Origin of the sequence: Streptacidiphilus cavernicola, assembly GCF_042510955.1 — a bacterium.
Lineage (GTDB): Bacteria > Actinomycetota > Actinomycetes > Streptomycetales > Streptomycetaceae > Streptacidiphilus > Streptacidiphilus cavernicola.
Genome location: NZ_JBHFAB010000004.1, coordinates 191063 through 217473 on the forward strand (window position 1 = coordinate 191063; position 26411 = coordinate 217473).

Annotated in this window: 20 protein-coding genes; 6 read left to right on the forward strand and 14 right to left on the reverse strand. The window is 72.5% G+C overall.

The window, feature by feature from the left end; translation table 11 throughout:
* The 12 genes from ACEZDE_RS07235 to hrcA all read right to left on the reverse strand — a co-directional run bounded on the left by ACEZDE_RS07235 (window position 1) and on the right by hrcA (window position 15665).
* Complete coding sequence (locus ACEZDE_RS07235; RefSeq protein WP_380533667.1) at window positions 1-1218, reverse strand: M20 metallopeptidase family protein; 1218 nt, start codon at window positions 1216-1218, stop codon at window positions 1-3.
* 218 nt (window positions 1219-1436) lie between these two features.
* Window positions 1437-2780 (reverse strand): hemolysin family protein, encoded by a 1344-nt coding sequence (locus ACEZDE_RS07240; RefSeq protein ID WP_380533668.1) that lies wholly within the window; start codon window positions 2778-2780, stop codon window positions 1437-1439.
* Window positions 2777-3265: an rRNA maturation RNase YbeY gene (gene ybeY / locus ACEZDE_RS07245; protein ID WP_380533670.1), complete on the reverse strand. Its 489-nt coding sequence runs from the start codon at window positions 3263-3265 to the stop codon at window positions 2777-2779. Before ybeY ends, ACEZDE_RS07240 begins: the two co-directional genes overlap by 4 nt.
* A 14-nt stretch (window positions 3266-3279) precedes the next feature.
* Window positions 3280-5340 (reverse strand): PhoH family protein, encoded by a 2061-nt coding sequence (locus tag ACEZDE_RS07250; protein WP_380533977.1) that lies wholly within the window; start codon window positions 5338-5340, stop codon window positions 3280-3282.
* Between the two features lie 196 nt (window positions 5341-5536).
* Complete coding sequence (locus ACEZDE_RS07255; RefSeq protein WP_380533672.1) at window positions 5537-6469, reverse strand: ribonuclease Z; 933 nt, start codon at window positions 6467-6469, stop codon at window positions 5537-5539.
* A 9-nt stretch (window positions 6470-6478) separates the two neighbouring features.
* A complete protein-coding gene (locus ACEZDE_RS07260; protein ID WP_380533674.1) occupies window positions 6479-6853 on the reverse strand; it encodes an HIT domain-containing protein in 375 nt (124 codons plus the stop codon).
* Between the two features lie 41 nt (window positions 6854-6894).
* A complete protein-coding gene (locus tag ACEZDE_RS07265) occupies window positions 6895-7962 on the reverse strand; it encodes a tetratricopeptide repeat protein (RefSeq protein ID WP_380533676.1) in 1068 nt (355 codons plus the stop codon).
* Entirely contained in the window at window positions 7959-9278 is a 1320-nt protein-coding gene (locus ACEZDE_RS07270; RefSeq protein ID WP_380533678.1) for an ATP-binding protein, read from the reverse strand. The genes ACEZDE_RS07265 and ACEZDE_RS07270 overlap by 4 nt, the downstream gene beginning before the upstream one ends.
* A gap of 90 nt (window positions 9279-9368) precedes the next feature.
* Window positions 9369-12602, reverse strand: a complete 3234-nt coding sequence (locus tag ACEZDE_RS07275; protein ID WP_380533679.1) for a S41 family peptidase — start codon at window positions 12600-12602, stop codon at window positions 9369-9371.
* Between the two features lie 82 nt (window positions 12603-12684).
* Window positions 12685-13434 carry a 16S rRNA (uracil(1498)-N(3))-methyltransferase gene (locus ACEZDE_RS07280; RefSeq protein ID WP_380533681.1) on the reverse strand — a complete coding sequence of 250 codons (750 nt, stop codon included), beginning with the start codon at window positions 13432-13434 and terminating at the stop codon, window positions 12685-12687.
* Window positions 13431-14579 carry a molecular chaperone DnaJ gene (gene dnaJ / locus ACEZDE_RS07285; protein ID WP_380533682.1) on the reverse strand — a complete coding sequence of 383 codons (1149 nt, stop codon included), beginning with the start codon at window positions 14577-14579 and terminating at the stop codon, window positions 13431-13433. Before dnaJ ends, ACEZDE_RS07280 begins: the two co-directional genes overlap by 4 nt.
* A gap of 54 nt (window positions 14580-14633) precedes the next feature.
* A complete protein-coding gene (gene hrcA, locus ACEZDE_RS07290) occupies window positions 14634-15665 on the reverse strand; it encodes a heat-inducible transcriptional repressor HrcA (protein ID WP_380533684.1) in 1032 nt (343 codons plus the stop codon).
* A 203-nt stretch (window positions 15666-15868) separates the two neighbouring features.
* Here hrcA and htpX point away from each other — a divergent pair, with 203 nt between their 5' ends.
* The 3 genes from htpX (at window position 15869) to ACEZDE_RS07305 (ending at window position 18279) form a co-directional block, all read left to right on the forward strand.
* On the forward strand, window positions 15869-16789 hold the full coding sequence (gene htpX / locus ACEZDE_RS07295; RefSeq protein ID WP_380533686.1) for a zinc metalloprotease HtpX: 921 nt from the start codon (window positions 15869-15871) through the stop codon (window positions 16787-16789).
* A gap of 78 nt (window positions 16790-16867) precedes the next feature.
* Window positions 16868-17452, forward strand: coding sequence for a PspA-associated protein PspAB (pspAB, locus tag ACEZDE_RS07300; RefSeq protein WP_380533687.1), 585 nt, complete (start codon window positions 16868-16870; stop codon window positions 17450-17452).
* Window positions 17449-18279, forward strand: a complete 831-nt coding sequence (locus ACEZDE_RS07305; RefSeq protein WP_380533689.1) for a DUF3097 domain-containing protein — start codon at window positions 17449-17451, stop codon at window positions 18277-18279. Before pspAB ends, ACEZDE_RS07305 begins: the two co-directional genes overlap by 4 nt.
* Window positions 18280-18312: 33 nt before the next feature.
* Here the strand turns inward: ACEZDE_RS07305 and hemW are convergent, their stop codons facing one another.
* The gene (gene hemW / locus ACEZDE_RS07310) at window positions 18313-19542 is read right to left on the reverse strand and encodes a radical SAM family heme chaperone HemW (RefSeq protein ID WP_380533690.1); all 1230 of its coding nucleotides are present in this window, start codon (window positions 19540-19542) and stop codon (window positions 18313-18315) included.
* Window positions 19543-19626: 84 nt separating this feature from the next.
* Here hemW and lepB point away from each other — a divergent pair, with 84 nt between their 5' ends.
* Window positions 19627-20481 carry a signal peptidase I gene (gene lepB / locus ACEZDE_RS07315; RefSeq protein WP_380533692.1) on the forward strand — a complete coding sequence of 285 codons (855 nt, stop codon included), beginning with the start codon at window positions 19627-19629 and terminating at the stop codon, window positions 20479-20481.
* A gap of 49 nt (window positions 20482-20530) precedes the next feature.
* On the opposite strand, the gene ACEZDE_RS07320 is transcribed toward lepB, so the two are convergent.
* On the reverse strand, window positions 20531-22429 hold the full coding sequence (locus tag ACEZDE_RS07320) for an AMP-dependent synthetase/ligase (RefSeq protein ID WP_380533694.1): 1899 nt from the start codon (window positions 22427-22429) through the stop codon (window positions 20531-20533).
* Window positions 22430-22687: 258 nt separating this feature from the next.
* Here ACEZDE_RS07320 and ACEZDE_RS07325 point away from each other — a divergent pair, with 258 nt between their 5' ends.
* A complete protein-coding gene (locus ACEZDE_RS07325; protein WP_380533695.1) occupies window positions 22688-24421 on the forward strand; it encodes an ABC transporter ATP-binding protein in 1734 nt (577 codons plus the stop codon).
* Window positions 24418-26388, forward strand: coding sequence for an ABC transporter ATP-binding protein (locus tag ACEZDE_RS07330; RefSeq protein WP_380533697.1), 1971 nt, complete (start codon window positions 24418-24420; stop codon window positions 26386-26388). Before ACEZDE_RS07325 ends, ACEZDE_RS07330 begins: the two co-directional genes overlap by 4 nt.
* Window positions 26389-26411: the final 23 nt, after the last annotated feature.

Consider the following 26411-nt stretch of genomic DNA (forward strand, 5'->3'; position numbering starts at 1 on the left):
TCAGGAGGCAGCCGTCAGGCGGCCCAGGGCCAGGGCCGCCAGCAGGGCCGCGCCGTCGGCGAGGACGGCGTCGTCGAAGCGGGCCTCGGGCGAGTGGTTGTAGGCGGCGGTGAAGGGGTCGAGGTCGGGCGGGCAGGCGCCGAGCATCAGGTAGGCCGAGGGCACCTGCTCGCCGATCACGGCGAAGTCCTCCGACCCGGCGACCGGTCGCGGCATCTCGATGTACCGGTCCGCGCCCAGCAGTTGACGGGCCGTCTCGGCGGCGTAGCCGGCCTCGGCCGGGTCGTTGACGGTCACCGGGTAGCCCTCCTCGACCACCGCCTCGACGGTCAGCCCGTGCGCCTCGCCGATGCCGCGCACCAGTTGCGGGGCCAGCTCCAGCACCCGGGTCCGCGCCTCCGGCGAGAACGAGCGGACGGTCGCCTGGAACACCGCGTCGTCCGGGATCACGTTGTCGGCCGTGCCCGCGTGGAAGTTGCCGACCGTGATCACCACCGGGTCGAACGCGTCGAAGCGGCGGGTCACCATCGTCTGCAGCGCGGTGACCGCCTCGCACGCGGCCGGGACCGGGTCCAGGGCCAGGTGCGGGCTGGAGCCGTGGCCGCCGCGGCCGTGCATGGTGACGGCGAGGACGTCGGCCGCCGCCATGACCGGCCCCGGCCGGGTGGCCACCCAGCCGTGCGGCAGCACCGACGCGCCGACGTGCAGCGCGTACGCGGCGACCGGACGCTCGCCGGAGGCGTCGAGCACGCCCTCCTCGATCATCAGCCGGGCGCCGCCGTCGCCCTCCTCGCCGGGCTGGAACATGAACACCACGCTCCCGGCCAGCTCGGCCTGCCGCTCGCAGAGCAGCCGGGCCGCGCCGACCAGACCGGCCGTGTGCAGGTCGTGCCCGCAGGCGTGCATCGTGCCGGGGACGGCGGAGGCGTACTCCAGGCCGTCGGCCTCCTGCACCGGCAGCGCGTCCAGGTCGGCCCGCAGCAGGACGGTCGGGCCGGGCCGGGCGCCGCGCAGCACCGCCGTGACCGAGCTGAGCTGCTTGCCCAGGGTGATCTCCAGCGGGAGGCCCTCCAGTGCGGCCAGCACCTTCGCCTGGGTCTGCGGCAGTTCCAGGCCGATCTCCGGCTCCCGGTGCAGCGCCCGGCGCAGGGCGACCAGGTCGGGTTGCAGCAGGGCGGCGGAGTCGCGGAGGCGGGACAGGGCTGCGGCGTCGGTCATCGGGTCTCCTCAAGCATCCGGACGTCCGGAATCCGGAAGGGAGTTCCATCCTCGCTCGCACCCGCCCGGTCCGCCGGTCGCTGCAAGGATCGGACCACCCGGAGCCCGCCGCCGCAGGGATCCGCCACCTCCGGCGTCCCGCCGCCCGCGGCCCGTCGTCCACCGCCCGCGCCGCGCCGCCCACCGCGCCCGCCACGACGTCGCGCGGCGGGCTGCCCTCAGTCCGACTCCGGGCGTTCCGGCTCGTCCTCGTCCTCGCCGCGGCGGCGGCGCAGCACCGGCTCGGCCAGCAGGGTGCCGATCCGGTTGCGGCGCCCCGCCGTGCTCTCCGCGGTGAGCCGGATCGCCCGCAGCGGCAGCTCCTCCTCCTCGGCGACCGGGACCTCGATGTCCGAGCCGGGGATCGGCACCCGGCCCAGGGCCTTCGCCAGCAGCCCGCCGGCGGTCTCGACGTCCTCGTCCTCCAGCTCGATGCCGAACAGCTCGCCCAGCTCCCCCACCGGCAGCCGCGCGGTGATCCGGAACGAGCCGTCGCCCAGCGGCTCCACCGGCGGGGACTCCCGGTCGTACTCGTCGGTGATCTCGCCGACGATCTCCTCCAGGATGTCCTCGATGGTGACCAGTCCGGCCGTGCCGCCGTACTCGTCGATGACCACGGCGACGTGGATCCGGTCCCGCTGCATCTCCCGCAGCAGGTCGGCCACCGGCTTGCTGTCCGGGACGTAGGTCGCCTGCCGCATCACCCCGCCGACCGGGTCGGCCTCCGCCTCGCGGTTCACATGGGTGCGCCGGACCAGGTCCTTCAGGTAGACGATGCCGACCACGTCGTCCTCGTTGTCGCCGACCACCGGCATCCGGGAGAAGCCGCTGCGCAGCGCCAGCGTCAGCGCCTGACGGACCGTCTTCTCCCGCTCGACCATCACCAGGTCGGTGCGCGGCACCATCACCTCGCGGACGATGGTGTCGCCCAGCTCGAACACCGAGTGCACCATCCGGCGCTCGTCGTCCTCGATCAGCGAGTCCTTCTCGGCCAGGTCGACCAGCGCGCGCAGCTCCGCCTCGGACGCGAACGGGCCCTCGCGGAAGCCCTTGCCCGGGGTCAGCGCGTTGCCCAGCAGGATCAGCAGCCGCGGGATCGGGCCGAGGATCCGGTTCAGCGGCAGCAGCACCACCGACGCGGCGGTGGACACGTTCATCGGATGCTGGCGGCCGATGGTCCGCGGCGAGACGCCCACGGCCACGTACGAGACCAGCACCATCGCGCCGATGGCGACCAGCAGCGCGGCCCAGGTCTCCTGGAACGAGCGCATGCTGACCACGGTCACCAGGACGGCCGAGGCCATCTCGCAGGTCACCCGGATCAGCGTGGCCAGGTTGAGGTAGCGGATCGGGTCCTCGGCCAGGGTCAGCATCCGCTGCGCCCCGCGCCGGCCGTGCCGGACGGCCTCCTCGGCGCGGAAGCGGGACACCCGGGAGATGCCCGCCTCCGCACACGCCGCCAGCCACGCGATGATCACGAGCAGGACGGCGAGGACGAGGAAGCCGGTACTACTGCCGCTCATCGGGTGGTGGGGGCCGGTGAGGGCCCGGTATCGCCGCGCGCGGCCCGCCAGTCGTCCAGGATCCGCTTCTGCAGCCCGAACATCGCACGCTCCTCGTCCGGGTCCTCGTGGTCGTACCCGAGCACGTGCAGCACCCCGTGCACGGTGAGCAGCTGCAGCTCGGCGTCCATGGAGTGGCCGTTGGCCCTGCCCTGGCGCTCGGCGACCTCGGGGCAGAGCACGATGTCGCCGAGCAGGCCCTGCGGCAGCTCCTCGTCCTCCTTGCCGGGACGCAGCTCGTCCATCGGGAAGGACATCACGTCGGTCGGTCCGGGCTCGTCCATCCACTGGAGGTGCAGCGCCTCCATCGCCTCCGCGTCCACGACGATCACGGACAGCTCGGAGAGCGGGTGGATGCGCATCCGGTCCAGGGCGAAGCGGGCGATGTCCAGGATCGCCTGCTCGTCCACCTCCGTGCCGGACTCGTTGTTGATGTCGATCGACATGAGGGGTGTGGTTCTCAGCTTTCGGTACGTCGGGGCTTGCCGGGCTTGGCTGCCTCGTGCGCGGCATCGTACTGCCCGTAGGCGTCCACAATGCGGCCGACCAGCTTGTGGCGGACCACGTCCTGGCTGGTCAGACGGCTGAAATTGATGTCCTCGACGTCGGCCAGAATCTCCTGGACGATCTTCAGCCCGCTGACCGTGCCGCCCGGCAGGTCGATCTGGGTGACGTCACCGGTGACCACGATCTTCGAGTTGAACCCGAGCCGGGTCAGGAACATCTTCATCTGCTCGGCACTGGTGTTCTGCGCCTCGTCCAGAATGATGAACGCGTCATTGAGCGTGTTGTGCGTCAGCAGGTAGTTCTCGGTGACGTAGAGCGAGTCCGCGGCGGCGACCTGGATGCACACCGCCTCCTCCCGCCCGGCCGGTTCGATGCTGTCGATGAAGCGCATCGGCCGGCCACCGCCGCCGGCGGCGCGGTAGGTGTCGAGCTTCCGCCGGAGCCGGAACGGCTCGACGCCCTCCGGGAGCCGGATGTCGATGGTGTGCGCGTCCCGGCGGTGGTAGACCGGGCGGCCCTTGGCCAGCCCCGGCTTCCGTCCCAGCGCCGCCCGGCGGCGGGTGTAGGCGACCCCGCCCAGCGACTGGACCAGCGCGACGACGTCGTCCCGGAGCAGGATCGACGTGGTCGTGTACTGGATCCGACAGCTGCGGTCGGCCTGGGTGACCGGGCCGCCGTCCGAGTCCAGCAGTCCCTGGAGGACGGCCAGCCGGACGTCGGCGGAGTTGTTCAGGTACTCCTCGGGCACGAACTTGGTGTGCGAGCGCGCGCCGTGGAGGTCGAGCGAACGCATCACCGCGGTGACCGGGTTGACCGTCGTCACCGGGCTGCCGGCCGTCCTGGTCCGGCCCAGGGTGTAGTCGGGGCCGCTCTTCCAGCGCACCTCGATCCCCGGCAGGGCCGCCTCCAGCGCCATCGCCAACTCCGGGTCGGCGGTGGCGAAGGCGGGCGTGGTGCGGCCGGTCAGGCAACCGTCGCCGAGCAGCAGGCCCAGGGCGTAGGGGTCCATCGGGACCTCGCGCTCCGGGTGGCAGACCGGGCCGGTCAGCATCGGCAGCTCGTAGCGCCGGGCATGGGCGGCGCGGAGGTTCCCGATCATCTCCTTGGTCTCCAGGACCCGCCACGGCTTGTTCCGGCGGCGGTCGGAGGCGGTGCGCACCGTCCACAGGTGCTCGCCGCAGCACAGCGTCCAGGAGCCGTCCTGGGCGGTGACCCGGTAGATGTCCTTCTCGCCCTGCGGGTAGACACCCAGCACCGGGGTCGGCTCACCGTTGGAGCCGATGACCAGGTCGCCGACCTGGAGGTCGCCGATCGGGCGGAAGCCCTCGGGTGTCAGCACCTTGGTGAAGACCGGTTGGGCGCGGCCCCGCATATAAGCCAGCGGGGCGACCTCGATGGTGCCCGCGGCCATCAGGCGGGGGATGGAGTCGGGGTCGATCATGTCGTGCAGGGCGTCGTAGAGCGGGCGCAGGTAGGGGTCGATCTTCTCGTAGAGGGTGCCGGGGAGGAAGCCCAGGCGTTCGCCCGCCTCGACCGCGGGGCGGGTCAGGATGATCCGGGAGACCTGCTTGGACTGCAGCGCCTGGACCGCCTTGGCCATCGCCAGGTAGGTCTTGCCGGTGCCGGCCGGGCCGATGCCGAAGACGATGGTGTGCCGGTCGATGGCGTCGACGTAGGTCTGCTGGTTCAGCGTCTTGGGGCGGATCGAGCGGCCCCGGCTGGACAGGATGTTGGCGGTGAACACCGACGAGGGGCTCTGCGAGCCCTCGGGGCTGGTCGGGTCCTCGGCGGCCTTGCGCAGCATGGCGATGGAACGCTCCACGGAGTCCTCGGTCAGGGGCTGGCCGGTGCGCAGCACCAGCATCATCTCGTCGAACAGGCGCTGCACCAGGGCGATGGCGACGCGGTCGCCGGTGGCGGTGATCTCGTTGCCCCTGGCGTGGATGTCCAGGTTGGGGAACGCCTTCTCGATCACCTTCAGCAGTGAGTCCCCGGTGCCCAGGACGGTCACCATGGGGTGCTTCTCCGGAATGACGATCTTCGCCTGGGGCTGTGCGGGCACCTGCTCGGCGCGCGGTTTCGTGGATGTCATGGGTCGGCTCTGTGGCCTGCCTCTTCCCAATCACTGTCGGGTCCGTGGTGAGACAAGGGTACGACGGACGGTGGTGCTGGAATGCATGATGCTCCGCCAGTGCGGGCCGTGCCGCCAGTCAATTTCCGGCGGGGGCGGCCCTGGCCGGTACCGGGATCCGGGCCAGGTCCGCGGCGGCGACGGTCTCGCCGTCGAAGTGCCGCCGGGCCTCGGCCAGGTGCGCCGCGGTGTCCGGGTAGCGCTGCGAGAAGTGGGTGAGCACCAGCTTCCGCACCCCGGCCTCGGCGGCGGTACGGGCGGCCTCGGCGGCGGTGAGGTGGCCGTGGTCGCGGGCCAGGTGCGCGTCCGCCTCCAGGAAGGTCGCCTCGATGACCAGCAGGTCCACCCCTTCGGCGAGCCGCGCCACGCCCTCGCAGAGCCGGGTGTCCATCACGAAGGCCGCGCTCTGGCCCGGACGCGGATCGCTGACCTGCTCCAGGGTCACCGTGGAGCCGTCGTCCAGGGTCAGCGCCCCCTCGCGCTGGAGCAGGCCGACGGCCGGTCCGGCGATGCCGCGGGCGGCCAGCAGGTCGGGGCGGAGCCGGCGGCCGTCCGGCTCGGTGAGCCGGTAGCCGAAGGACTCGACCGGGTGCGAGAGCCGGGCCGCGGTCAGCGTGAACGGCGCGCCCGCGGTCTTGAGCTCACCGGTCCCGGTGACCGGCTCGGGGCGCAGCTCCACCGTCTCGTGGAAGACGCTGGCGTGGTGCAGCCGGTCGAAGAACTCCTGGCCGGAGGCCGGGTAGTAGGCGCTCACCGGGTGCGGCGGCCGGTCCAGGTTGATCCGCTGGATGACGCCGGGCAGGCCCAGGCAGTGGTCGCCGTGGAAGTGGGTGACGCAGATCCGGGTGATCGCGGACGCGCTGACGCCCGCGTGCAGCAGCTGCCGCTGGGTGCCCTCGCCCGGGTCGAACAGCAGCCCCTCGCCGTCCCAGAGCAGCAGGTAGCCGTTGTGGTTGCGGTGCCGGGTCGGCACCTGGCTGGCCGTCCCGAGCACCACCAGTTCGCGTTGCACGGCCGGAGCTCAGACCAGCTTCTCGCGCAGCCCGTGCCCGCCGCCGAGGACGTGCACATGGGCGTGGAACACGGTCTGCCCGGCCCCCGCGCCGGTGTTGAAGATCAACCGGTAGCCGGCGCCCCCGGCCGACTCGGCCACCTTCTCGTCCTCGGCGACCCGTCCGGCCTCGGCCAGCAGCGCGCCGGCCAGCGCCGGGTCGGCGCCGGCCAGGGCGGCGGCGTCCGGGTAGTGCGCCTTGGGCACCACCAGGACGTGGGTCGGGGCCTGCGGGGCGATGTCGCGGAAGGCCAGGGTGGTCCCGGTCTCCCGGACCACCGTCGCCGGGATCTCCCCCGCCACGATCCTGCAGAACAGGCAGTCAGCCTGCGGTTCACCCGACACGTCGTCATCTCCTCGCTGCTGGACGGCCTACCAGCACCATCCTAGGTCTCCCTGGAGGCACGCCGGGAGGCGGACTGGGCCGCCTGGAACGCGCCGATCTGCAGCACGAAGGCGGTGACCACCACCAGGTTGAGGTGCCGGTCCAGCGGCGGGACCAGCAGCAGCGCCAACGCGGCCAGGGTGAACGCGGCCACGCCGAGGAAGGAGAAGCGCACCGCCAGGCTGCCCCGTACGGTCCGCAGCAGCGGCATCCGCAGCCGGGCCGGGAGCTGCCGGGCGGCCCAGAGCAGCCAGGCGCCCCAGCCCAGCACCAGCAGCACCAGCAGGCCGATCCGGGCGTACGGGCCGATCCCGGCGTCGGTGGAGACGATGCCGAGGTCGGTCAGCAGCAGCACCGCGACCGAGACCCAGCGGGCCTTGGAGATCAGCTGGGTCGCCACCACGGTCAGGTTGTGGGTGCCGACGCCGGTGCCGCGGTCGGCCGCGGCGACGGCGGCGAAGCCCTCGGCGGCGGAGCGGTGGTTGCCCCGGTCCATGTCGAGCCGGGCCAGGTTGTTGCGGGCGCCGAGGTGCTCCGGGTCGATCCGCAGCGCCTCCCGGTAGCCCGCCTCGGCCTCGGCGGCCTGGTCCAGCCGCTCGGCCACGCAGCCGGCGATGTAGTGCGAGGCGGCCCGCTCCGGGGCCAGCTGCAGGGTCCGCCGGGCCGCCTCGCGGGCGGTCGGGCCGTTGAACGCGGGGCCGGTGTCGGCCACCTCGACCTGGGCCACCAGCAGGTGGCCGTACCAGAACCAGGGTTCCAGCCGGACCGACTCCATCGCGCTGACCCGGGCCTCGGCGTGCCGCTTCAGCCCGAGCAGCGCGAGCGAGCGCATCCTCCAGCCCAGGGCCCGCTCCGGGGCCGCGGTGAGGGCGTGCTCGGCGGCGTCCAGGGCGCCGGAGTAGTCGTCCAGGCCGTGGCAGCAGCGGGACAGCGCGCACCAGGCGTCGGCGTCGGACGGGTCCTCGGCGATGGCCTCCGCCAGCAGCGCCTTGGCCTGGGCGTGCCGGTCCAGGTCCATCAGCGCGCGGGCGCGGCGGACCCGGACGGTGGGGTCGTGGTCGGTCGTCACAGGCGCCGGGTCCGCTTCAGGTAGGCGACCAGGTCGTCGTAGCTGCCGCCGTCGTTGGCGAACAGCGCGACGTTGCGGGCCGCGGTGAACCAGGTCTCGATGGAGGGCTTGACCTCCTTGGCGGCGGTCAGCAGATCGGCCATGCCGATCATCCGGACCTGCCCGCTGGCGGCCGAGTCCAGCAGCGCGGCCTCGGCCGCGGTCTCGCAGAGGTGGGCCAGGTCCGCGCCGGAGTAGCCGTCGGTCTTCTTGGCCAGCTTGGCGAGGTCCACCCCCTCGATCGGACGGTCCCTCAGGTGGTACTTCAGCACCGCCGCGCGGGCCTCCAGGTCCGGCGGCAGCACCAGCAGGGTCCGGTCGAGGCGGCCGGGGCGGCGCAGCGCGGCGTCCACGTCCCAGGGGGCGTTGGTGGCGGCGAGGACGAACACGCCCTCGTTCTCCGACTGCGCCCCGTCCAGCTCGGTCAGCAGCTGGTTCACGGTGCCGCGCATGGCGTTGTGGCGCATGCTCTGCCGCTTGCCGCCGAGGGCGTCGATCTCGTCCAGGAAGACCACGCACGGGGAGTTGCGGCGGGCGGCGGCGAAGACCTCGTGCAGATTGCGCTCGGACTGGCCGATGTACATGTCCAGCACGTCGCTGAGGCTGACCGAGAGGAACTTGGCGCCCAGTTCCCCGGCGACGGCACGGGCGATGAAGGTCTTGCCGCAGCCGGGCGGCCCGTACAGGAGCAGGCCGCCGCGGAGCGACTTGCCGTAGAGGCGCCGCAGTTCGGGGTTGCGCATCGGGGCCAGGAAGGCGGCCTCCAGCCGCTGCTTGACCTCGGTCATGCCGCCGACGTCGGCCAGGCCGACGTGGCTGCTCTCCACGTCCCAGACGAAGGCGTCGCCCGGGTCGTCCTCGCTGTCGGCGGTGGCGGGCTCGACGAAGCGGGGCAGCGCGATGTCGCTGAGCTGCTCCTCGGCGCTGCGCCAGTCGAACGGCGGAGCGGAGGCGGGGACCTCCTCGGCGGCGTCCGCGGGCTCGCCGAAGCCGGTGGGCTCGCCGAAGGCCCCGGGCCCGCCGAAGCCGGTGGGCTCGCCGAAGGGGCCCGGCTCGGCGGTCGGGCCGGTGGGCAGGCCCATCGAACGGAGCATCAGTTCGCGGGCGGCGGTGCTCCCCGGCTCGTACTGCAGCGCCACCGCGACCTGCGCCACCGCCTGCTGCGGCTCGCCCGCCTCCAGCAGCTGTCCGGCCAGGTGCAGTCTCAGGGTGACATCGGTCGGGCTCGCCTCGACGGCGGCGCGGAGGCTGCGGATCAGCGGGGATTCATCTGCCATGGGCAGACCCTAACCGCCCGGACGCGGTCCGTGCGGGGCGGGTTGCGAAGGTGTGATCCCGGCGACAACCCGCCCCGTCGATTCGCTCAGTTACAGCGGCGGGACCGGCGGCGGACTGGCCGCCGGGGTCTCCGCCAGGGCGGCCAGGGCGATCCTGATCGCCTCGTCCAGCTGCGGGTCGCGGCCCGCGGCCCAGTCCTGCGGGGTGCAGACCACCACCACGTCGGGGTCGACGCCGTGGTTCTCCAGGCCCCAGCCGTAGCCCTCCATCCAGGTCGAGAAGCGGGGCTGGGTCACCCCGGTCCCGTCCACCAGGGAGTAGTGGCCGTCGATGCCGACCACCCCGCCCCAGGTCCTGACGCCGACCACCGGGCCGAGCTTCAGTGCCTGGAACGCGGCGTTGACGATGTCGCCGTCCGAGCCGGAGTACTCGTCGGCGACCGAGACCAGCGGGCCGCGCGGGGCGATCTCCGGGTAGCTGTGCGGGGTGAAGTCGCGGACCACGCCCCAGCCGATGACCCGGCGGTTCAGCTTCTCGATGATCAGCTGCGAGGTGTGCCCGCCGCGGTTCTCCCGGACGTCCACCACCAGGCCCTCCCGGGCCATCTCGGTGCGCAGGTCGCGGTGCACCTGGGCCCAGCCGTTGGCCACCATGTCCGGCACGTGCAGGTAGCCGAGCGCCCCGGCGGACCGCTCGTGCACATAGGCCCGGCGGTCGGCGACCCAGGCGTGGTAGCGCAGCGACTCCTCGTCGGCCAGCGGCACCACCACCACCGTGCGGCGCGCGGACGGGTCGTCGGCCGCGCCGACGGTCAGCTCGACCGGCTTGCCGGCCGTGCCGACCAGCAGCGGCGCGGGTCCTGACACGGTGTCGACCGGGTGGCCGTCCACCTCGACGATCGACTCGCCGGCCCTGACCCCGACCCCGGGGGCGCCCAGCGGCGAGCGGGCGGCCGGGTCGGAGGACTCGCCGGGCAGCACCCGGGCCACCCGCCAGACCCCGGCCTCGTCCCGGACCAGGTCCGCGCCGAGCATGCCCTGCCTGCGGGCGGCGGGCGCGCCGTAGCCGGACGGCTGGACGTAGGCGTGCGAGGTGCCGGGCTCGCCCTGGAGCTCCCAGAGCAGGTCCACCAGGTCGCTGTAGCTGCCGAGCCGCTCCACCAGCGGGCGGTAGCGGCGCTGCACGGCGGGCCAGTCCAGGCCGCCCAGGTCGGTGCGCCAGAAGTTGTCCCGCATCAGCCGGGCGGTCTCGTCGAACATCTGCCGCCACTCGGCGGCGGGGTCCACGGTGACCCGGACCCGGGAGAGGTCCACGGTGACCGCGTCGTCCCGCTCGTCCTTGCCGACCCGGTGGTCGGCCGGGACGATCCGCAGCTCGCCGTGGTCCACCACGGCCAGCCGGGAGCCGTCGCCGGAGACCTCGAACCGGTCCAGCTCGTCCACCAGGGTCTCGGCCCTGCGGGTGGCGAAGTCGAACCGCTCCAGGCTGCTGCGCTCGGCGTCGTCCTCCGGGGTGGCCCTGCTGGTGCCCAGCTCGCCGCCGGTCGGGTGCTCCAGCCAGACCACCCCGCCCTTGACCGCGCGCAGGCTGCTGTAGTTGCCGCTGGGCACCGGGAACGGGACGATCCGGTCGGCCAGGCCGTCCAGGTCGAGCCGGGTGCGCGGGGCCTCCTCGGCGCCGTCGGCGCCCTCTTCGGCCTTCTCGGCGTCGTCGTCGGCCTTCTTGGGGTCGTCCTTGGCGTCGTCGTCGCCCTTGCCCAGGGCCCGGCCCTGCGGCTGCGGGCCGAACGGCGAGAGGGTGTCCGCCGCCAGGGTCAGCAGGTAGGGGCGGCAGGCGACCGGGAACGACAGGTCGAACACATGCGCGTCGTAGACCGGGTCGAAGTCGCGCATGGACAGGAAGGCGAGGTGCTTGCCGTCGGCGGTGAAGGTCGGCGCGTAGTCGGTGAACCGCGGCGGGGTCAGCTCGGTGACCGTGCCGTCGGCGATCCTGGCCAGCCGGAGCTGCCGCGGCACCTCCTCGACGCTCAGCGCGTGCGACCAGGCCAGCCACTGCGAGTCCGGGGAGAAGGCCAGGTCGGTGGCGTGCGAGCTGGTTCCGCGGTCGAGCTCGCGGACGGCGCCGTCCGCAGCCGCGACCAGCAGCACCAGGCCGTCCCGGTTGGCCACGGCGAGGTGCGCGCCGTCCGGGGAGGCGACCAGTTCCTCGACCCGGCCCAGCCGCCCCAAGGCGACCCGGCGGCCGTCGGCGAACTCCAGGCCGTCCTCGCCCTCGGCGTCGGTGACCCACACCGACGCACCGTCAGGAAGCGCCAGCGGCAGCCGGTTGCGCACCCCGGGCACGGCCGCGAGGGCGCGCACGGGGCCGTCCCGGTGGGTGACCCGGTGGATGGTGCCGCGGACCTCGACCACGCTGGAGCGGGCGTCCTCGTCCGGGGAGACCGCGCCCAGGTGGCGTCCGGCCGGGACCGGGCGCGGCTGCCGGTTCACCCGGGGGCCGCCGAGCCGGACGTCCAGCCGGCGCGGCTCGGCCCCGGCCAGGTCCTCGACCAGGAACAGGTCGCCGCCGCTGTGGTAGACCACCCGGGCGCCGTCGGTGCTCGCGTTGCGGGCGTAGAACTCCTGCCCACTGTGCCGGCGCAGGTCGGAGCCGTCCGGCAGGCTGGACCAGAGCCGTCCGACGCCGTCGTGGTCGCTCAGGAAGGCGATCCTGCCGCCCGACCCGCCCCCGACCCACATCGGCGAGTCGATGTTGCCGTCCACGTCGGCGTGCACCCGGGCGAAGTCGCCCTCGACGCCGATCCAGAGCTTGCCCGCGGTGCCGCCGCGGTAGCGCTTCCAGTAGGCCGGCTCGCGGCTCATCCCCGCGCTGGAGAGCAGCACCCGGGCGCCGCCCGGCTCCGCCGCCACCCCGCCGACCCTGCCGTACGGCAGCCGCCGGGCCGGGCCGCCGTCCAGCGGGACCGCGAAGGCCCAGGGGTGCGCCCGCGACATCCGGCCGACCGAGCTGAGCGCCAGCACCTCGCCGTCGGCGGTCCAGCCGAGCACCGCCGTCTGCGCGCTGCCCCAGTACGTCAGCCGGCGCGACTGGCCGCCGTCCACCGGGGCGACATGGACCTCGGGGGCGCCGTCACGGGTGGAGGTCCAGGCGATCAGGGCGCCGTCCGGGGAGATCCGCGGGCGGGTCGCCGGCACCTGGTCCGCACTCACCCGCCAGGCCCGGCCGCCCTCCACGGGGGCCAGCCAGACATCGTTCTCGGCCACGAAGGTGACCAGGTCAGCATGGATGTGCGGGTACCGGAGGTAGCTGTCGGCTTCAGTCACCCGGCAACCCTAGCCGCCACCCCGGACGGCGCGACACACCATTCCGCTCGCAGCAGATCCGGAGCGGACGGCTGGTAGGCGGCTAGCCCCAGCGCCCGGTCCGGCCCAGCAGCAGCGCCCCGGCGGCGACCCCCGCGGTGGAGGTCCGCAGCACCGTGGAGCCGAGCCGGTACGGGGCCGCGCCGGCCTCGGCGAAGCGGGCCAGCTCGTCCGGGGAGACCCCGCCCTCGGGGCCGACCACCAGCACCAGCTCGCCCTGCTCCGGCAGCCCGGCGGAGGCCAGCGGCAGCGCGCCCTCCTCGTGCAGCACCGCGCCCAGCGCCGCGCCGGAGAGCAGCTCGGCGACCTGCCGGGTGCTCATCGGCTCGCGGACCACCGGGAAGCGCAGCCGCCTGGACTGCTTGCCGGCCTCCCGGGCGGTGGCCCGCCACTTGCCCAGCGCCTTCTGGCCCCGGTCGCCCTTCCACTGGGTGATGCAGCGCGAGGCCGCCCAGGGGACCACCTGGTCCACGCCGACCTCGGTCATCAGCTCGACCGCCAGCTCGCCGCGGTCGCCCTTGGGCAGCGCCTGCACCACCACCACCCGCAGCGTGGGCTCCGGTTCGGCCAGCGCCTCGGCGACCCGGACCTCCAGCGCCTCCTTGCCGACCACCTCGGCGACGGTCCCGGAGACCCCGAGCCCCTCGCCGTCGGTCAGCACCAGCTGCTCGCCCACGGCCAGCCGCCGCACCGCGACCGCGTGCCGCCCCTCGGCGCCGTCCAGCCGGACCAGCGCGCCGGGTACGGCGGCGGCCAGCGCCGCCGTACCGGCCACGAAGACCGGCGCGGTCATGTGCGGCCGTTGAAGGCGTCCTTGAGCCGGGAGAACAGCCCCTGCTGCCCCGGCTCGAAGGTGCCCTTGGGACGCTCCTCGCCGCGCAGCGCGGCGAGCCGCCGCAGCAGCTCCTCCTGCTCCGGGTCGAGCTTCCCGGGCGTCTGCACCTCGACGTGCACTATCAGGTCGCCGCGACCGCCGCCGCGCAGGTGGGTGATGCCGCGCCCGTGCAGCGGGATGGACTGCCCGGACTGGGTGCCGGGGCGGACGTCGATCTCGACCTGCCCGTCCAGGGTCTCCAGCGGGACCTTGGTGCCCAGCGCCGCCGCCGTCATCGGCAGGGTCACCGTGCAGTGCAGGTCGTCGCCGCGGCGCTGGAACACCTTGTGCGGGTTCTCGCTGATCTCGACGTAGAGGTCGCCGGCCGGGCCACCGCCGGGGCCGACCTCGCCCTCGCCCGCGAGCTGGATCCGGGTGCCGTTGTCCACGCCGGCCGGGATCTTCACGGTCAGCGTGCGCCGGGCGCGGACCCGGCCGTCGCCGGCGCACTCCGGGCAGGGGGTGGGCACGACCGTGCCGAAGCCCTGGCACTGCGGGCACGGGCGCGAGGTCATCACCTGGCCCAGGAAGGACCGGGTGACCTGGGACACCTCGCCGCGTCCGCGGCACATGTCGCAGGTCTGCGCGGAGGTGCCGGGGGCCGCGCCCTCGCCGTTGCAGGTGGTGCAGACGACGGCGGTGTCGACCTGGATGTCCTTGGTGGTGCCGAACGCGGCCTCTTCGAGGTCGATGTCGATCCGGATCATCGCGTCCTGGCCGCGCCGGGTCCGCGAGCGCGGACCGCGCTGCCCGCCGCCGGCCGCGCCGAAGAAGGCGTCCATGATGTCGCTGAAGCCGAAGCCCGCGCCGGTGCCGAAGCCGCCGGGGCCCGCCCCGCCGCCGTTCGCCGACAGCGGATCGCCGCCGAGGTCGTAGACCTGCCGCTTGTTGGGGTCGGAGAGGACCTCGTAGGCGGCGTTGATCTCCTTGAACCGCTCCTGGGTCTTCGGGTCGGGGTTCACATCAGGGTGGAGTTCTCTCGCCAGCCGGCGGAACGCCTTCTTGATCTCGTCCTGACCCGCGTCACGCCGGACGCCGAGTACCGCGTAGTAGTCCGTGGCCACCAAAATGCTCCGCTTGTTTCTATTCGCGCCGACGTTCCCGACACCGCTGTAAGGCTAAGACGCGGCCAGGATCTGGCCGACGTACCGTGCAACCGCCCGGACCGCGCCCATCGTTCCCGGGTAGTCCATCCGCGTCGGCCCGAGCACCCCCAGTTTGGCGACGGTCTCGTCGCCCGAACCGTAGCCCACCGACACGACCGACGTGGAATTGAGCCCCTCGTAGGCGTTCTCGTGGCCGATGCGGACCATCATGCCCGCGTCGGCGGTCTCCCCGAGCAGCTTCAGCAGGACCACCTGCTCCTCCAGGGCCTCCAGCACGGGGGCGATGGTGAGCGGGAAGTCGTGCGGGAAGCGGGTCAGGTTGGCCGAGCCGCCGATCACGATCCGCTCCTCGGTCTGCTCCGCGAGCGCCTCGAACAGCGTGGTCAGCACCGCCGTGACGGAGCCCCGGTCCTCGCGTTCGAACGCCTCGGGCAGGTCCTGCACCAGCGTCGGCACCTCGGCGAACCGCTGGTTCGCGGCCCGGGAGTTGAGCCTGCTGCGGAGGTCGGCGAGCACCGTCTCGCCGACCGGGGCCGGGCAGTCGATCAGCCGCTGCTCGACCCGGCCGGTGTCGGTGATCAGCACCAGCATCACCCGGGTCGGCGTCAACGCGACGAGCTCCACGTGCCGCACGGTCGAACGGGAGAGCGAGGGGTACTGCACTACCGCGACCTGCCGGGTCAGCTGCGCCAGCAGCCGCACCGTGCGGGCCACCACGTCGTCCAGGTCCACCGCGTGGTCCAGGAAGCTGCCGATGGCCCGGCGCTCGGGCGCGGACAACGGCTTGACCTCGGTCAGCCGGTCCACGAACAGCCGGTAGCCCTTGTCGGTGGGCACCCGCCCGGCGCTGGTGTGCGGCTGGTGGATGTAGCCCTCGTCCTCCAGCGTCGCCATGTCGTTACGCACCGTGGCCGGCGACACGCCGAGGTTGTGCCGTTCCACCAGGGCCTTGGAACCGACCGGCTCCTCCGTCCCGACGTAGTCCTGGACGATGGCGCGCAGCACCGCCAGCTTGCGGTCGTCGAGCTTGCGCTCCTCATGCACGGGCCACGCACCTCCTGCCTCGGGGACTGGCACTGGGACTGGCATCCGGACTGGCACTCCGGCCGAACGAGTGCCAACGCCTGTTCGGCCAGTGTAAGCCGCGAGGCTACGCCACCGGAACGCCGGAGCCGTCCCGTACGTACCTGTTGGTAGGCCTTACAAGGCAGAATTGCAGGACAGGTCCTTTCTTGAGGAGTGGCACCATGCCCCGAACACGCTTCGCACCCGACCGCGGTCTCACCAGCCGGATGCTGCTGACGATGTTCTTCATCGGCCTCCTCTACGTCGTCTTCGTGGGCGCGCTGCTGGTGTTCCTGAAGGGGGCCTGGCTGATCATCGTGATCATCGCGGGCGGCCTGTTCGTCGCGCAGTTCTGGTTCAGCGACCGGATCGCCGCCTTCAGCATGGGCGCCAGGGAGGTCTCCGCCCAGGACTATCCGGAGCTGCACGGCACGGTCGACCGGCTGTGCGCCCTCGCCGACATGCAGAAGCCCAAGGTGGCGGTCGCCCAGAGTGACATTCCCAACGCCTTCGCCACCGGCCGCAACGAGAAGAACGCCGTGGTCTGCGTCACCACCGGGCTGCTGCGGCGGCTGGAGCCGGAGGAGCTGGAGGGCGTCCTGGCGCACGAGCTGTCGCACGTGGCGCACCGGGACGTGATGGTGATGACCATCGCCGGCTTCCTCGGCGTGCTGACCGGTGTGCTGACCCGGGTCGGGCTGCAGGCCGGCCTGTTCGGCGGCTTCAGCAGCCGGGACAACCGGGACGGCGACAACACCGGGATGATGCTGCTGGTCGTGATCGCGGTCAGCGCCGTCGCCTACACCATCAGCTTCCTGCTGACCCGGCTGCTGTCCCGCTACCGCGAGCTGTCCGCCGACCGCTCGGCCGCGCTGCTGACCGGGCGCCCCTCGGCGCTGGCCTCGGCGCTGACCAAGGTGAGCGGGCAGATGGCCTCGATCCCGACCGAGGACCTGCGCCGGGCGCAGCCGTTCAACGCCTTCTACTTCGCCCCTGCGGTCTCCGCGCGGGCCGCGGCCAGCCAGATGCTGTCCACCCACCCGTCGCTGCAGCAGCGGCTGGACCAGCTGGGCCGGATCTCCGCCGAGCTGGGCCGCCCGTAGGCTCCGGCCCGTAGTCTTCCGTCCTCTCTTCTTCCGTTCGACTCTTCCTCCGTTCGACGCCTACCGAGGAGTGACCCCATGGGGTTCCTGGACGCCCTGCTCGGCCACACCAAGCCGGTCAAACCCGACCTCGACCAGCTGTTCGGGCTGCCCTCGGCGGCGGTCACGCTGGAGGCCGCCGCCGACTTCAGGCCGACCGGCACCGGCTCGGTCTGCTTCTCCGCCGTCGAGGGCGGCGCCTTCGCCCAGGTCCAGCAGGACGTCCAGGCACTGCTGGACGCGGACGCCGGACGCGCGGGCGTGCCGATCGAGTCGAGCCGCGACTCCTACGGCTACACCTGGCTGACCGCCCGTCAGCCGGCCGAGGACATCGTCTCCCTGGTCAACGACGTGCACGCGGTGAACTCGGCCCTGGAGAGCACCGGCTTCGGCCCGCAACTGCTGTGCTCCCTGGTCAACTTCAGCGACCACCAGGGGCGGGCGCTGGCCCTGGTCTACCTCTACAAGCGGGGCACCTTCTACCCGTTCGCCCCGGTACCGGGCGCGGGCGAGAAGCGTGACAACGCGCTGGAGCTGCAGATCAAGGCGATGCTCGGGAACGACCTGCGGGTCGAGCAGGACCTGACCCGCTGGTTCCCGGTCTGGGGAGCGCCCGGCCTGTGACCCGTTCCTACGGCCCCGACCTCACCCCGCCCTGGAAGCGCTCGGTTCCCGCGCCCGAGGTGCCCGCCGAGCGGGATCTGGTGGTGGAGGAGGTCGGCACCGGATTCTGCGGCGCGGTGGTGCGCTGCGAGAAGACCGCCGAGGGCTTCACCGTCACGTTGGAGGACCGGCACCGTCGGCACCGGGTCTTTCCGATGACCCCGAGCGGCTTCCTGCTGGACGGCAAGCCGGTCACCCTGGTCCGCCCCGGCTCGGTCGCCCCGCCGGTCCCGGTCGCCCGCACCCGCACCGCCTCGGGCTCGGTCGCGGTGCAGGGCGTGCGGGCCCGGGTCGCGCTGCCCAGCCGGATCTACGTCGAGGGCCGGCACGACGCCGAGCTGGTGGAGCGGGTCTGGGGGGACGACCTGCGGATCGAGGGCGTGGTGGTGGAGTACCTGGAGGGGATCGACGACCTCCCGGCGATCGTGAAGGACTTCGCGCCGGAGCCGGGACGGCGGCTCGGGGTGCTGGTGGACCACCTGGTCCCCGGCTCCAAGGAGTCGCGGATCGCGGCGCAGGTCGGCGGCGCGGACGTGCTGGTGGTCGGGCACCCCTACATCGACGTCTGGGCGGCGGTGAAGCCGTCCTCGGTCGGCATCCCCGGCTGGCCGGAGGTGCCGCGCGGCGAGGAGTGGAAGGAGGGGGTCTGCCGCAGGCTGGGCTGGCCGGTGGACACTCCCGCCGCCTGGAAGCGCATCCTGGCCTCGGTGGACTCCTTCAAGGACCTCGACCCGGCGCTGCTCGGCCGGGTCGAGGAACTGATCGACTTCGTCACCGCACCGGGCTAGCGGGTCCGGGCCGGCGAAGCCGACGGGGCCCGGCTAGTCGACCAGGTCGCGGACCACCGCGTCGGCCAGCAGCCGGCCGCGCAGCGTCAGCACCGCCCGGCCCGCGGCGTAGGGCCCGGGGTCGAGCAGGCCGTCGGCCAGGGCCCGGTCCGCGGCCTTGCGGCCGGTCTCGTGCAGCAGTTCCAGCGGGCAGCCGTCGGCCAGCCGCAGTTCCAGCAGGATGCGCTCGACCCTGCGGTCCTCCGCCGACAGCCGCTCGCGCCCCTGGGCGGGGGTACGGCCCTCGGCCAGCGCCTGCGCGTACGCGGCCGGGTGCTTGGCGTTCCACCAGCGGACGCCGCCGACGTGGCTGTGCGCGCCGGGGCCGGCGCCCCACCAGTCCGCGCCGGTCCAGTACAGCTCGTTGTGGCGGCAGCGGGCGGCCGGGCCGGTGGCCCAGTTGGAGACCTCGTACCAGTGCAGCCCGGCCGCGCCGAGCAGCTCCTCGGCGATCAGGTAGCGGTCGGCGTGGACGTCGTCGTCGGTCATCGGGAGCTCGCCGCGGCGGATCCGCGCGGCCAGCTTCGTCCCCTCCTCCACGATCAGGGCGTAGGCCGAGACGTGGTCGGGACCGGCCGCCAGCGCCGCCTCCAGCGAGGCGCGCCAGTCGTCGTCGCTCTCCCCCGGGGTGCCGTAGATCAGGTCCAGGTTGACGTGCTCGAAGCCGGCCGCGCGGGCCTCGGCGACGCAGGCCTGCGGCCGGCCCGGGGTGTGCCGCCGGTCCAGCAGTTCCAGGACGTGCGGGCGGACGCTCTGCATGCCGAAGCTGAGTCGGTTGAAACCGCCCTCGCGCAGCTCGGCCAGGTAGGCCGGGTCGACCGACTCCGGGTTGGCCTCGGTGGTCACCTCGGCGTCGTCGGCGAGGCCGAACTCGTCCCGGATCGCGGCCAGCATCCGGACCAGGTCGCGGGCCGGGAGCAGGGTCGGTGTGCCGCCGCCGAGGAAGACCGTGCGGACCGGCAGCTCGGCGTCGCCGAGCACCCGCCGGGCCTGCCGGATCTCGGCGACCAGGTTGTCGGCGTAGGTCTCCTGCGAGGCGACGGCCCCGGAGGAGCGCAGCTCGGTCGCGGTGTAGGTGTTGAAGTCGCAGTAGCCGCAGCGGGTCGCGCAGTACGGCACGTGGACGTAGAAGCCGAAGGGCCGCCGGCCGAGCCCGCTGAGCGCGGTCTCGGGCAGGGCCCCGTCGGCGGGGACGGCTTCGCCGTCGGGGAGTGCGGAGGGCATGGGCCCATTGTCCGGCATTGTCGGGGCGGGGAACTCCCACTCGTTGGGTTGGTGGGCTTGATCTGTGTGGGAGGGGACGTAGGGATGGAACAGCACGTCGCGGACGGGGCACCGGTCGGCGCGGAGGAGGACACCGGGGCCAAGCAGCGGCCGCCCCGGCCGCTGTGGAAGGAGCTGCCGCTGCTGGTCCTGGTCGCGCTGGTGCTGGCGGTGCTGATCAAGACCTTCTTCCTGCAGGCGTTCTCGATCCCCTCGGACTCGATGAACAACACGCTGATGAAGAACGACCGGGTGCTGGTCGACAAGTTCAGCCCCTGGCTGGGGGCCGTCCCGCACCGCGGCGAGGTCGTGGTCTTCCACGACCCGGGCAACTGGCTGGACGCCTCGGAGCTGCCGCCGCAGAGCGGCAGCGCGACCGTCCGGCACATCCAGTCGGCGCTGAGCACGGTCGGACTGATGCCGTCGGCGACCGAGAAGGACCTGATCAAGCGGGTGATCGCGGTCGGCGGCGACACCGTGACCTGCAACGCGGGGGCCCCGGTCGAGGTGAACGGGGTGACTCTGAGCGAGCCCTACATCTATCCGGGGGCGACCCCCTGCGACGACTTCGCGGTCGGCACGGTGAAGGTGCCCAAGGGCTACCTCTGGGTGATGGGCGACCACCGCAACGACTCCGAGGACTCCCGCTACCAGCGGGTGCACGACAACGGCGGCGGCTTCGTGCCGGTCAGCGACGTGGTCGGCCGGGCGGTCGTGGTGGCCTGGCCGCTGACCCACTGGTCCACCCTGCCGATCCCGGCCACCTTCGGGCAGTCCGGCCTGTCCCAGCCGCCGGTCAGCGCCACCCCGTACGCGCTCGGCGGCCTGGCCGCGGTGGTCGCGGCGGTGCCGGCGACGATCTGGTGGCGCCGGCGGCGGCGCCGTTCCGCGACGCAGTGAGCAGGACCGGGCCGCCGCTACGGCGGCGGCCCGGTCACAGCCCTGCGGCTCAGGCCTCGTTCGCCCCCGCGTACATCGCCTCGATCGCGGCGGCGTTCTCCCGCTCCACCACCGGGCGCTTGACCTTGAGGCTGGGGGTCAGCTCGCCGTGCTCGATGTCCAGGTCGCGCGGCAGCACGGTGAACTTCTTGACGGTCTGCCAGCGCTGCAGGTCGGCGTTGAGGCGCTGGACGAAGCCGCCGATCAGCTCGTGCACCTCGGCCGAGGAGCAGACCTCGGCGTAGGACTTCCCGGCCATGCCGTGCGCCCCGGCCCACTGCATGATGGTCGGTTCGTCCAGGGTGATCAACGCCGAGCAGTAGTTGCGGCCGTTACCGATCACCAGGATGTTGCTGACGAACGGGCAGACCGCCTTGAACCGGCCCTCGACCTCGCTGGGGGCGACGTACTTGCCGCCGGAGGTCTTGAACATGTCCTTCTTGCGGTCGGTGATCCTGACGAAGCCGTCCTTGTCGACCTCGCCGATGTCGCCGGTGTGGAACCAGCCGTCGCTCTCCAGCACCTCGGCGGTCTTCTCCGGCTGGTTGTGGTAGCCGCGCATCACCGCCGGGCCGCGCAGCAGGATCTCGCCGTCCTCGGCGATCCGCACCTCGGTGCCGGGCAGCGGGGTGCCGACGGTGCCGATCCGGTAGTCCTCGCCGGGGTTGACGGTGGATCCGGCGCTGGTCTCGGTCAGGCCATAGCCCTCCAGGATGTGCACCCCGGCGCCGGAGAAGAAGTAGCCGATCTCCGGGGCCAGCGCGGCGCTGCCGGAGACGCAGGCGCGCATCCGGCCGCCGAAGGCCGCCCGGATCTTGGCGTAGACCAGCTTGTCGGCGACCGCGTGCTGCGCCCTCAGCCCGAACGGGACGCTGCGGGTGCCGGTGGCGACCAGGCTCTCCTGCCCGGCGCGGGCGTAGTCGCGGGCGACCTTGGCGGCCCAGAGGAAGATCCGGTACTTGGCCCCGCCCTCGGCCCGCGCCTTCCCGGCGATGCCGTTGTAGACCTTCTCGAACACCCGCGGCGCGGAGGCCATGTAGGTCGGCTTGACCACCGGCAGGTTGTGGATGATCCGGTCCACCCGGCCGTCCACCGCGGTGACCGAGCCGAGCTGGATGTGACCCGAGGTCAGCGTCTTGCCGAAGACGTGCGACAGCGGCAGCCAGAGGTACTGCACGTCGTCGGCGCTGAGCAGCCCGGTGCTGGACTGCGCGGCGGCCTGGTAGGACCAGCAGTCGTGGACCAGCCGGACGCCCTTGGGGCGGCCGGTGGTGCCGGAGGTGTAGATCAGGGTGGCCAGCTGCTCCCGGTCGATGGCGGCGACGGTGGTCGCCACCGCGTCCGGGTGCTCCTTGAGGTAGGCCGCGCCGCGCTCCTCCAGCTCGGCCAGCGACAGCACCTCGACCCCCTCGACCGGGGCGTCCGGGAGGCTGCCGTCGACGGTGACGATGTGCTTGAGCTCGGGCAGCTCGCCGATCACGCCGAGGATCTTGGCGAGCTGCGCGCCGTCCTCGGCGATCACCGCGCGGCTGCCGGAGTCGCCCATGATGTAGGCGGTCTCGTCGGCGTTGGTGCTGGGGTAGACGGCGGTGACGGCCGCGCCCGCGCACATCACGCCGAGGTCGGCGAGGATCCACTCGATCCGGGTGGAACAGGAGATGGCGACCCGCTCCTCGGGCGCGATGCCCAGCGCGGCGAGGCCGCCGGCGATGGCGTAGACCCGCTCGGCGGCCTGGCCCCAGGTGAGCGAGCGCCACTGCTCGGCGCCGGGCGCGCCGTCCGCGGCGTGCTCGTCCACCGGTACCGGGTAGCGGTAGGCCTCGCGGTCGGGCGTCTCGGCGACCCGGGAGAGGAACAGCTGCGCCACCGAGGCGGGACGGCTGTCGATCAGCGGTGCTGCGGAATTCACGGCTACCTCCGGGGCCCAGTTCAGGGGCCGAGACGTTTGTTAACTCACGAGTAACTAGCTGGCAACGCTCAGGGTAGGACGTTCGGACCGGGAACGTAAGAGGGGTCGTGCCGGGCGCCGCCAAATCAGCTTGCCGGTCGACAAGCAAGCTACCTACGATGGCCGTCCTGATGCGATGCCCTCCCCGGTCCCGGCAAAACCGAGTACGGTGTACGCAGATCACCTCCCCGACCCCCTGCGACCTCCTGCGAGAACCGTGTGCTGATCCGACTCCTGCGGGCCCACCTCCGCCCCTACACCAAGCCCATCGGGCTGCTGGTGCTGCTGCAGCTGATCCAGACCATCGCGACCCTCTACCTGCCCACCCTCAACGCCGACATCATCGACGACGGGGTGATCAAGGGCGACACCGGCTACATCCTGCAGACCGGCGGGATCATGCTCGGGGTGACCCTGGCCCAGGTGGTCTGCGCCATCGGCGCGGTGTACTACGGCGCCCGCACCGCGATGGCGCTCGGCCGCGACATCCGCGCCTCGGTCTTCAACCGGGTGCAGACCTTCTCCAGCCGCGAGGTCGGCCACTTCGGCGCCCCCTCGCTGATCACCCGCAGCACCAACGACGTCCAGCAGGTCCAGATGCTGGTGCTGATGACCTTCACGCTGATGGTCGCCGCGCCGATCATGTGCGTCGGCGGCATCATCATGGCGCTGAACCAGGACGTCCAGCTGTCGCTGCTGCTGGTGGCGATCGTGCCGCTGCTCGGCGTGGTGATCGGACTGATCGTCACCCGGCTGCGCCCGCTGTTCCGCTCCATGCAGGTCCGCATCGACGGCATCAACCGGATCCTGCGCGAGCAGATCACCGGCCTCCGGGTGATCCGGGCCTTCGTCAAGGACACCCACGAGCGCGACCGCTTCGCCGTCGCCAACGACGAGCTGACCGACAACGCGATCCGCGTCGGCAAGCTGCTGGCGCTGATGTTCCCGCTGGTCATGATGGTGGTCAACGTCTCCAGCGTGGCCGTGCTGTGGTTCGGCGCGCACCGGATCGACAGCGGCGGGATGCAGATCGGGGCGCTCACCGCGTTCCTCAGCTACCTGATGCAGATCCTGATGTCGGTGATGATGGCGACCTTCATGTTCATGATGGTGCCGCGCGCCGAGGTCTGCGCCGAGCGGATCCAGGAGGTGCTGGACACCGAGAGCACCGTGGTCCCGCCGCTGGCCCCGGTCCGCGAGCTGAAGCGGGCCGGCTACCTGGAGCTGCGCGGGGCCGAGTTCCGCTACCCCGGCGCCGAGTCCGCGGTGCTGCGCGACGTCACCCTGGACGCCCGTCCCGGCGAGACCACCGCGATCATCGGCAGCACCGGCTCCGGCAAGACCACCCTGCTGACCCTGATCCCCCGGCTCTCCGACGCCACCGACGGCAGCGTCCTGGTCGACGGCGTGGACGTGCGCGACCTCGACCCGGCGCTGCTGGCCAAGACCGTCGGCCTGGTCCCGCAGAAGCCCTACCTCTTCTCCGGCACCGTCGCCAGCAACCTCCGCTACGGCAACCCGGACGCCACCGACCAGGAGCTGTGGGCCGCGCTGGAGACCGCGCAGGCCAAGGACTTCGTCGAGAAGCTGGCAGAGGGCCTGGACGCCCCGATCGCCCAGGGCGGCACCAACGTCTCCGGCGGCCAGCGCCAGCGCCTGGCCATCGCCCGGGTGCTGGTCCGCCGTCCGGAGATCTACCTCTTCGACGACTCCTTCTCCGCCCTGGACTACGCCACCGACGCCCGGCTGCGCGCGGCCCTCTCCCGGGAGACCGCCGACGCCACCGTCGTCATCGTCGCCCAGCGTGTCAGCACCATTCGCGACGCCGACCGGATCATCGTCCTGGACGAGGGCACCGTCGTCGGCACCGGAACCCACCACGAGTTGATGGACAGCAACGAGACCTACCGAGAGATCGTCCTCTCCCAGCTGACCGAGGAGGAGGCGGCATGAGCTCCGAAGAGGAAGCGGCGGCCAAGCGCCGCGGCCCCCGCCCGATGCCAGGACCCGGCCGGATGATGGGCGGCGGCCCGGTCGAGAAGTCGATGAACTTCAAGGCCTCCGGCAAGCGGGTGCTCGGGCTGCTGCGCCCCGAGCGCGGGCTGCTGACCATCGCCCTGCTGCTGGCCCTGGCCAGCGTCACGCTCTCGGTGGTCGGCCCGAAGATCCTCGGCCACGCCACCGACCTGATCCTGGCCGGCGTCTTCGGCCGGACCCTGACCCACGGCGCCACCCAGGCCGACGCGGTCGCGCACCTGCGCCAGTCGGGACACGGCAGCCAGGCCGACCTGCTGGCCAACATGCAGCACGTCCGCCCCGGCCAGGGCATCGACTTCAACGCCGTCGGCGGCGTGCTGCTGTGGGTGCTCGGCATCTACCTGCTGGCCGGGCTGTGCGGCATCGTCCAGGCCCGGCTGATGAACCGTTCACTCCAGCGCGCCGTCAAGCGGCTGCGCGGCGACGTCGAGCACAAGATCGCCCGGCTGCCGCTGAGCTACTTCGACCAGCAGCCGCGCGGCGAGGTGCTGAGCCGGGTCACCAACGACATCGACAACATCGGCCAGACGCTGCAGCAGACGCTCAGTCAGATCCTGACCTCGCTGCTGACCATCGTCGGCGTGCTGACCATGATGTTCTACATCTCCTGGCTGCTCGCGCTGATCGCCCTGATCAGCGTCCCGGCCTCGATCGTGGTCGCCACCAAGGTCGGCAAGCGGGCCCAGCCGCAGTTCATCGCCCAGTGGAAGACCACCGGCAAGCTCAACGCCCACATCGAGGAGATGTACAGCGGGCACGCCCTGGTCAAGGTGTTCGGCCGGCAGGAGGAGTCCGCGGAGCTGTTCCGCGAGCAGAACGAGAAGCTCTACGCCACCAGCTTCAAGGCGCAGTTCATCTCCGGCCTGATCCAGCCCTGCATGATGTTCATCGGCAACATCAACTACGTGCTGGTCGCGGTGGTCGGCGGGCTGCGGGTCGCCTCCGGCGCGCTGTCCATCGGCGACGTGCAGGCGTTCATCCAGTACTCGCGGCAGTTCAGCCAGCCGCTGACCCAGGTGGCCAGTATGGCCAACCTGGTGCAGTCCGGCGTCGCCTCCGCCGAGCGGGTGTTCGAGCTGCTGGACGCCGAGGAGCAGGCCCCGGACCCGGTCGAGCCGCTGCGCCCCAGCGAGCTGCGCGGACGGGTCGCCTTCGAGCACGTGGCCTTCCGCTACGACCCGGCCAAGCCGCTGATCGAGGACCTCTCGCTGACCGCGGAGCCCGGCCACACCGTCGCCATCGTCGGCCCCACCGGAGCGGGCAAGACCACCCTGGTCAACCTGCTGATGCGGTTCTACGAGGTGACCGGCGGCCGGATCACCCTGGACGGGGTGGACGTGGCCCGGATGTCCCGCGAGGAACTGCGCTCCGGCATCGGCATGGTGCTGCAGGACACCTGGCTGTTCGGCGGCTCCATCGCCGAGAACATCGCCTACGGGCGGGCGGGGGCCAGCCGGGAGGAGGTGGTCGAGGCGGCGCGCGCCGCGCACGTCGACCGCTTCGTCCGCACCCTGCCGGAGGGCTACGACACCGTCATCGACGACGAGGGCACCGGGGTCAGCGCGGGCGAGAAGCAGCTGATCACCATCGCCCGCGCGTTCCTGGCGAACCCGTCCATCCTGGTCCTGGACGAGGCCACCAGCTCGGTCGACACCCGTACCGAGGTGCTCATCCAGCGGGCCATGGCCACGCTGCGCAGCGGGCGCACCGCGTTCGTGATCGCGCACCGGCTGTCGACCATCCGCGACGCCGACACCATCCTGGTGATGGAGGACGGCGCGATCGTCGAGCAGGGCAGCCACAGCGAGCTGCTCGCCGCGGAGGGGGCTTACGCCCGGCTGTACACGGCGCAGTTCTCCCAGGCCGTGGCCGAGGTGGACTGACGGTCCGCCAAGCGGCTTGCAGG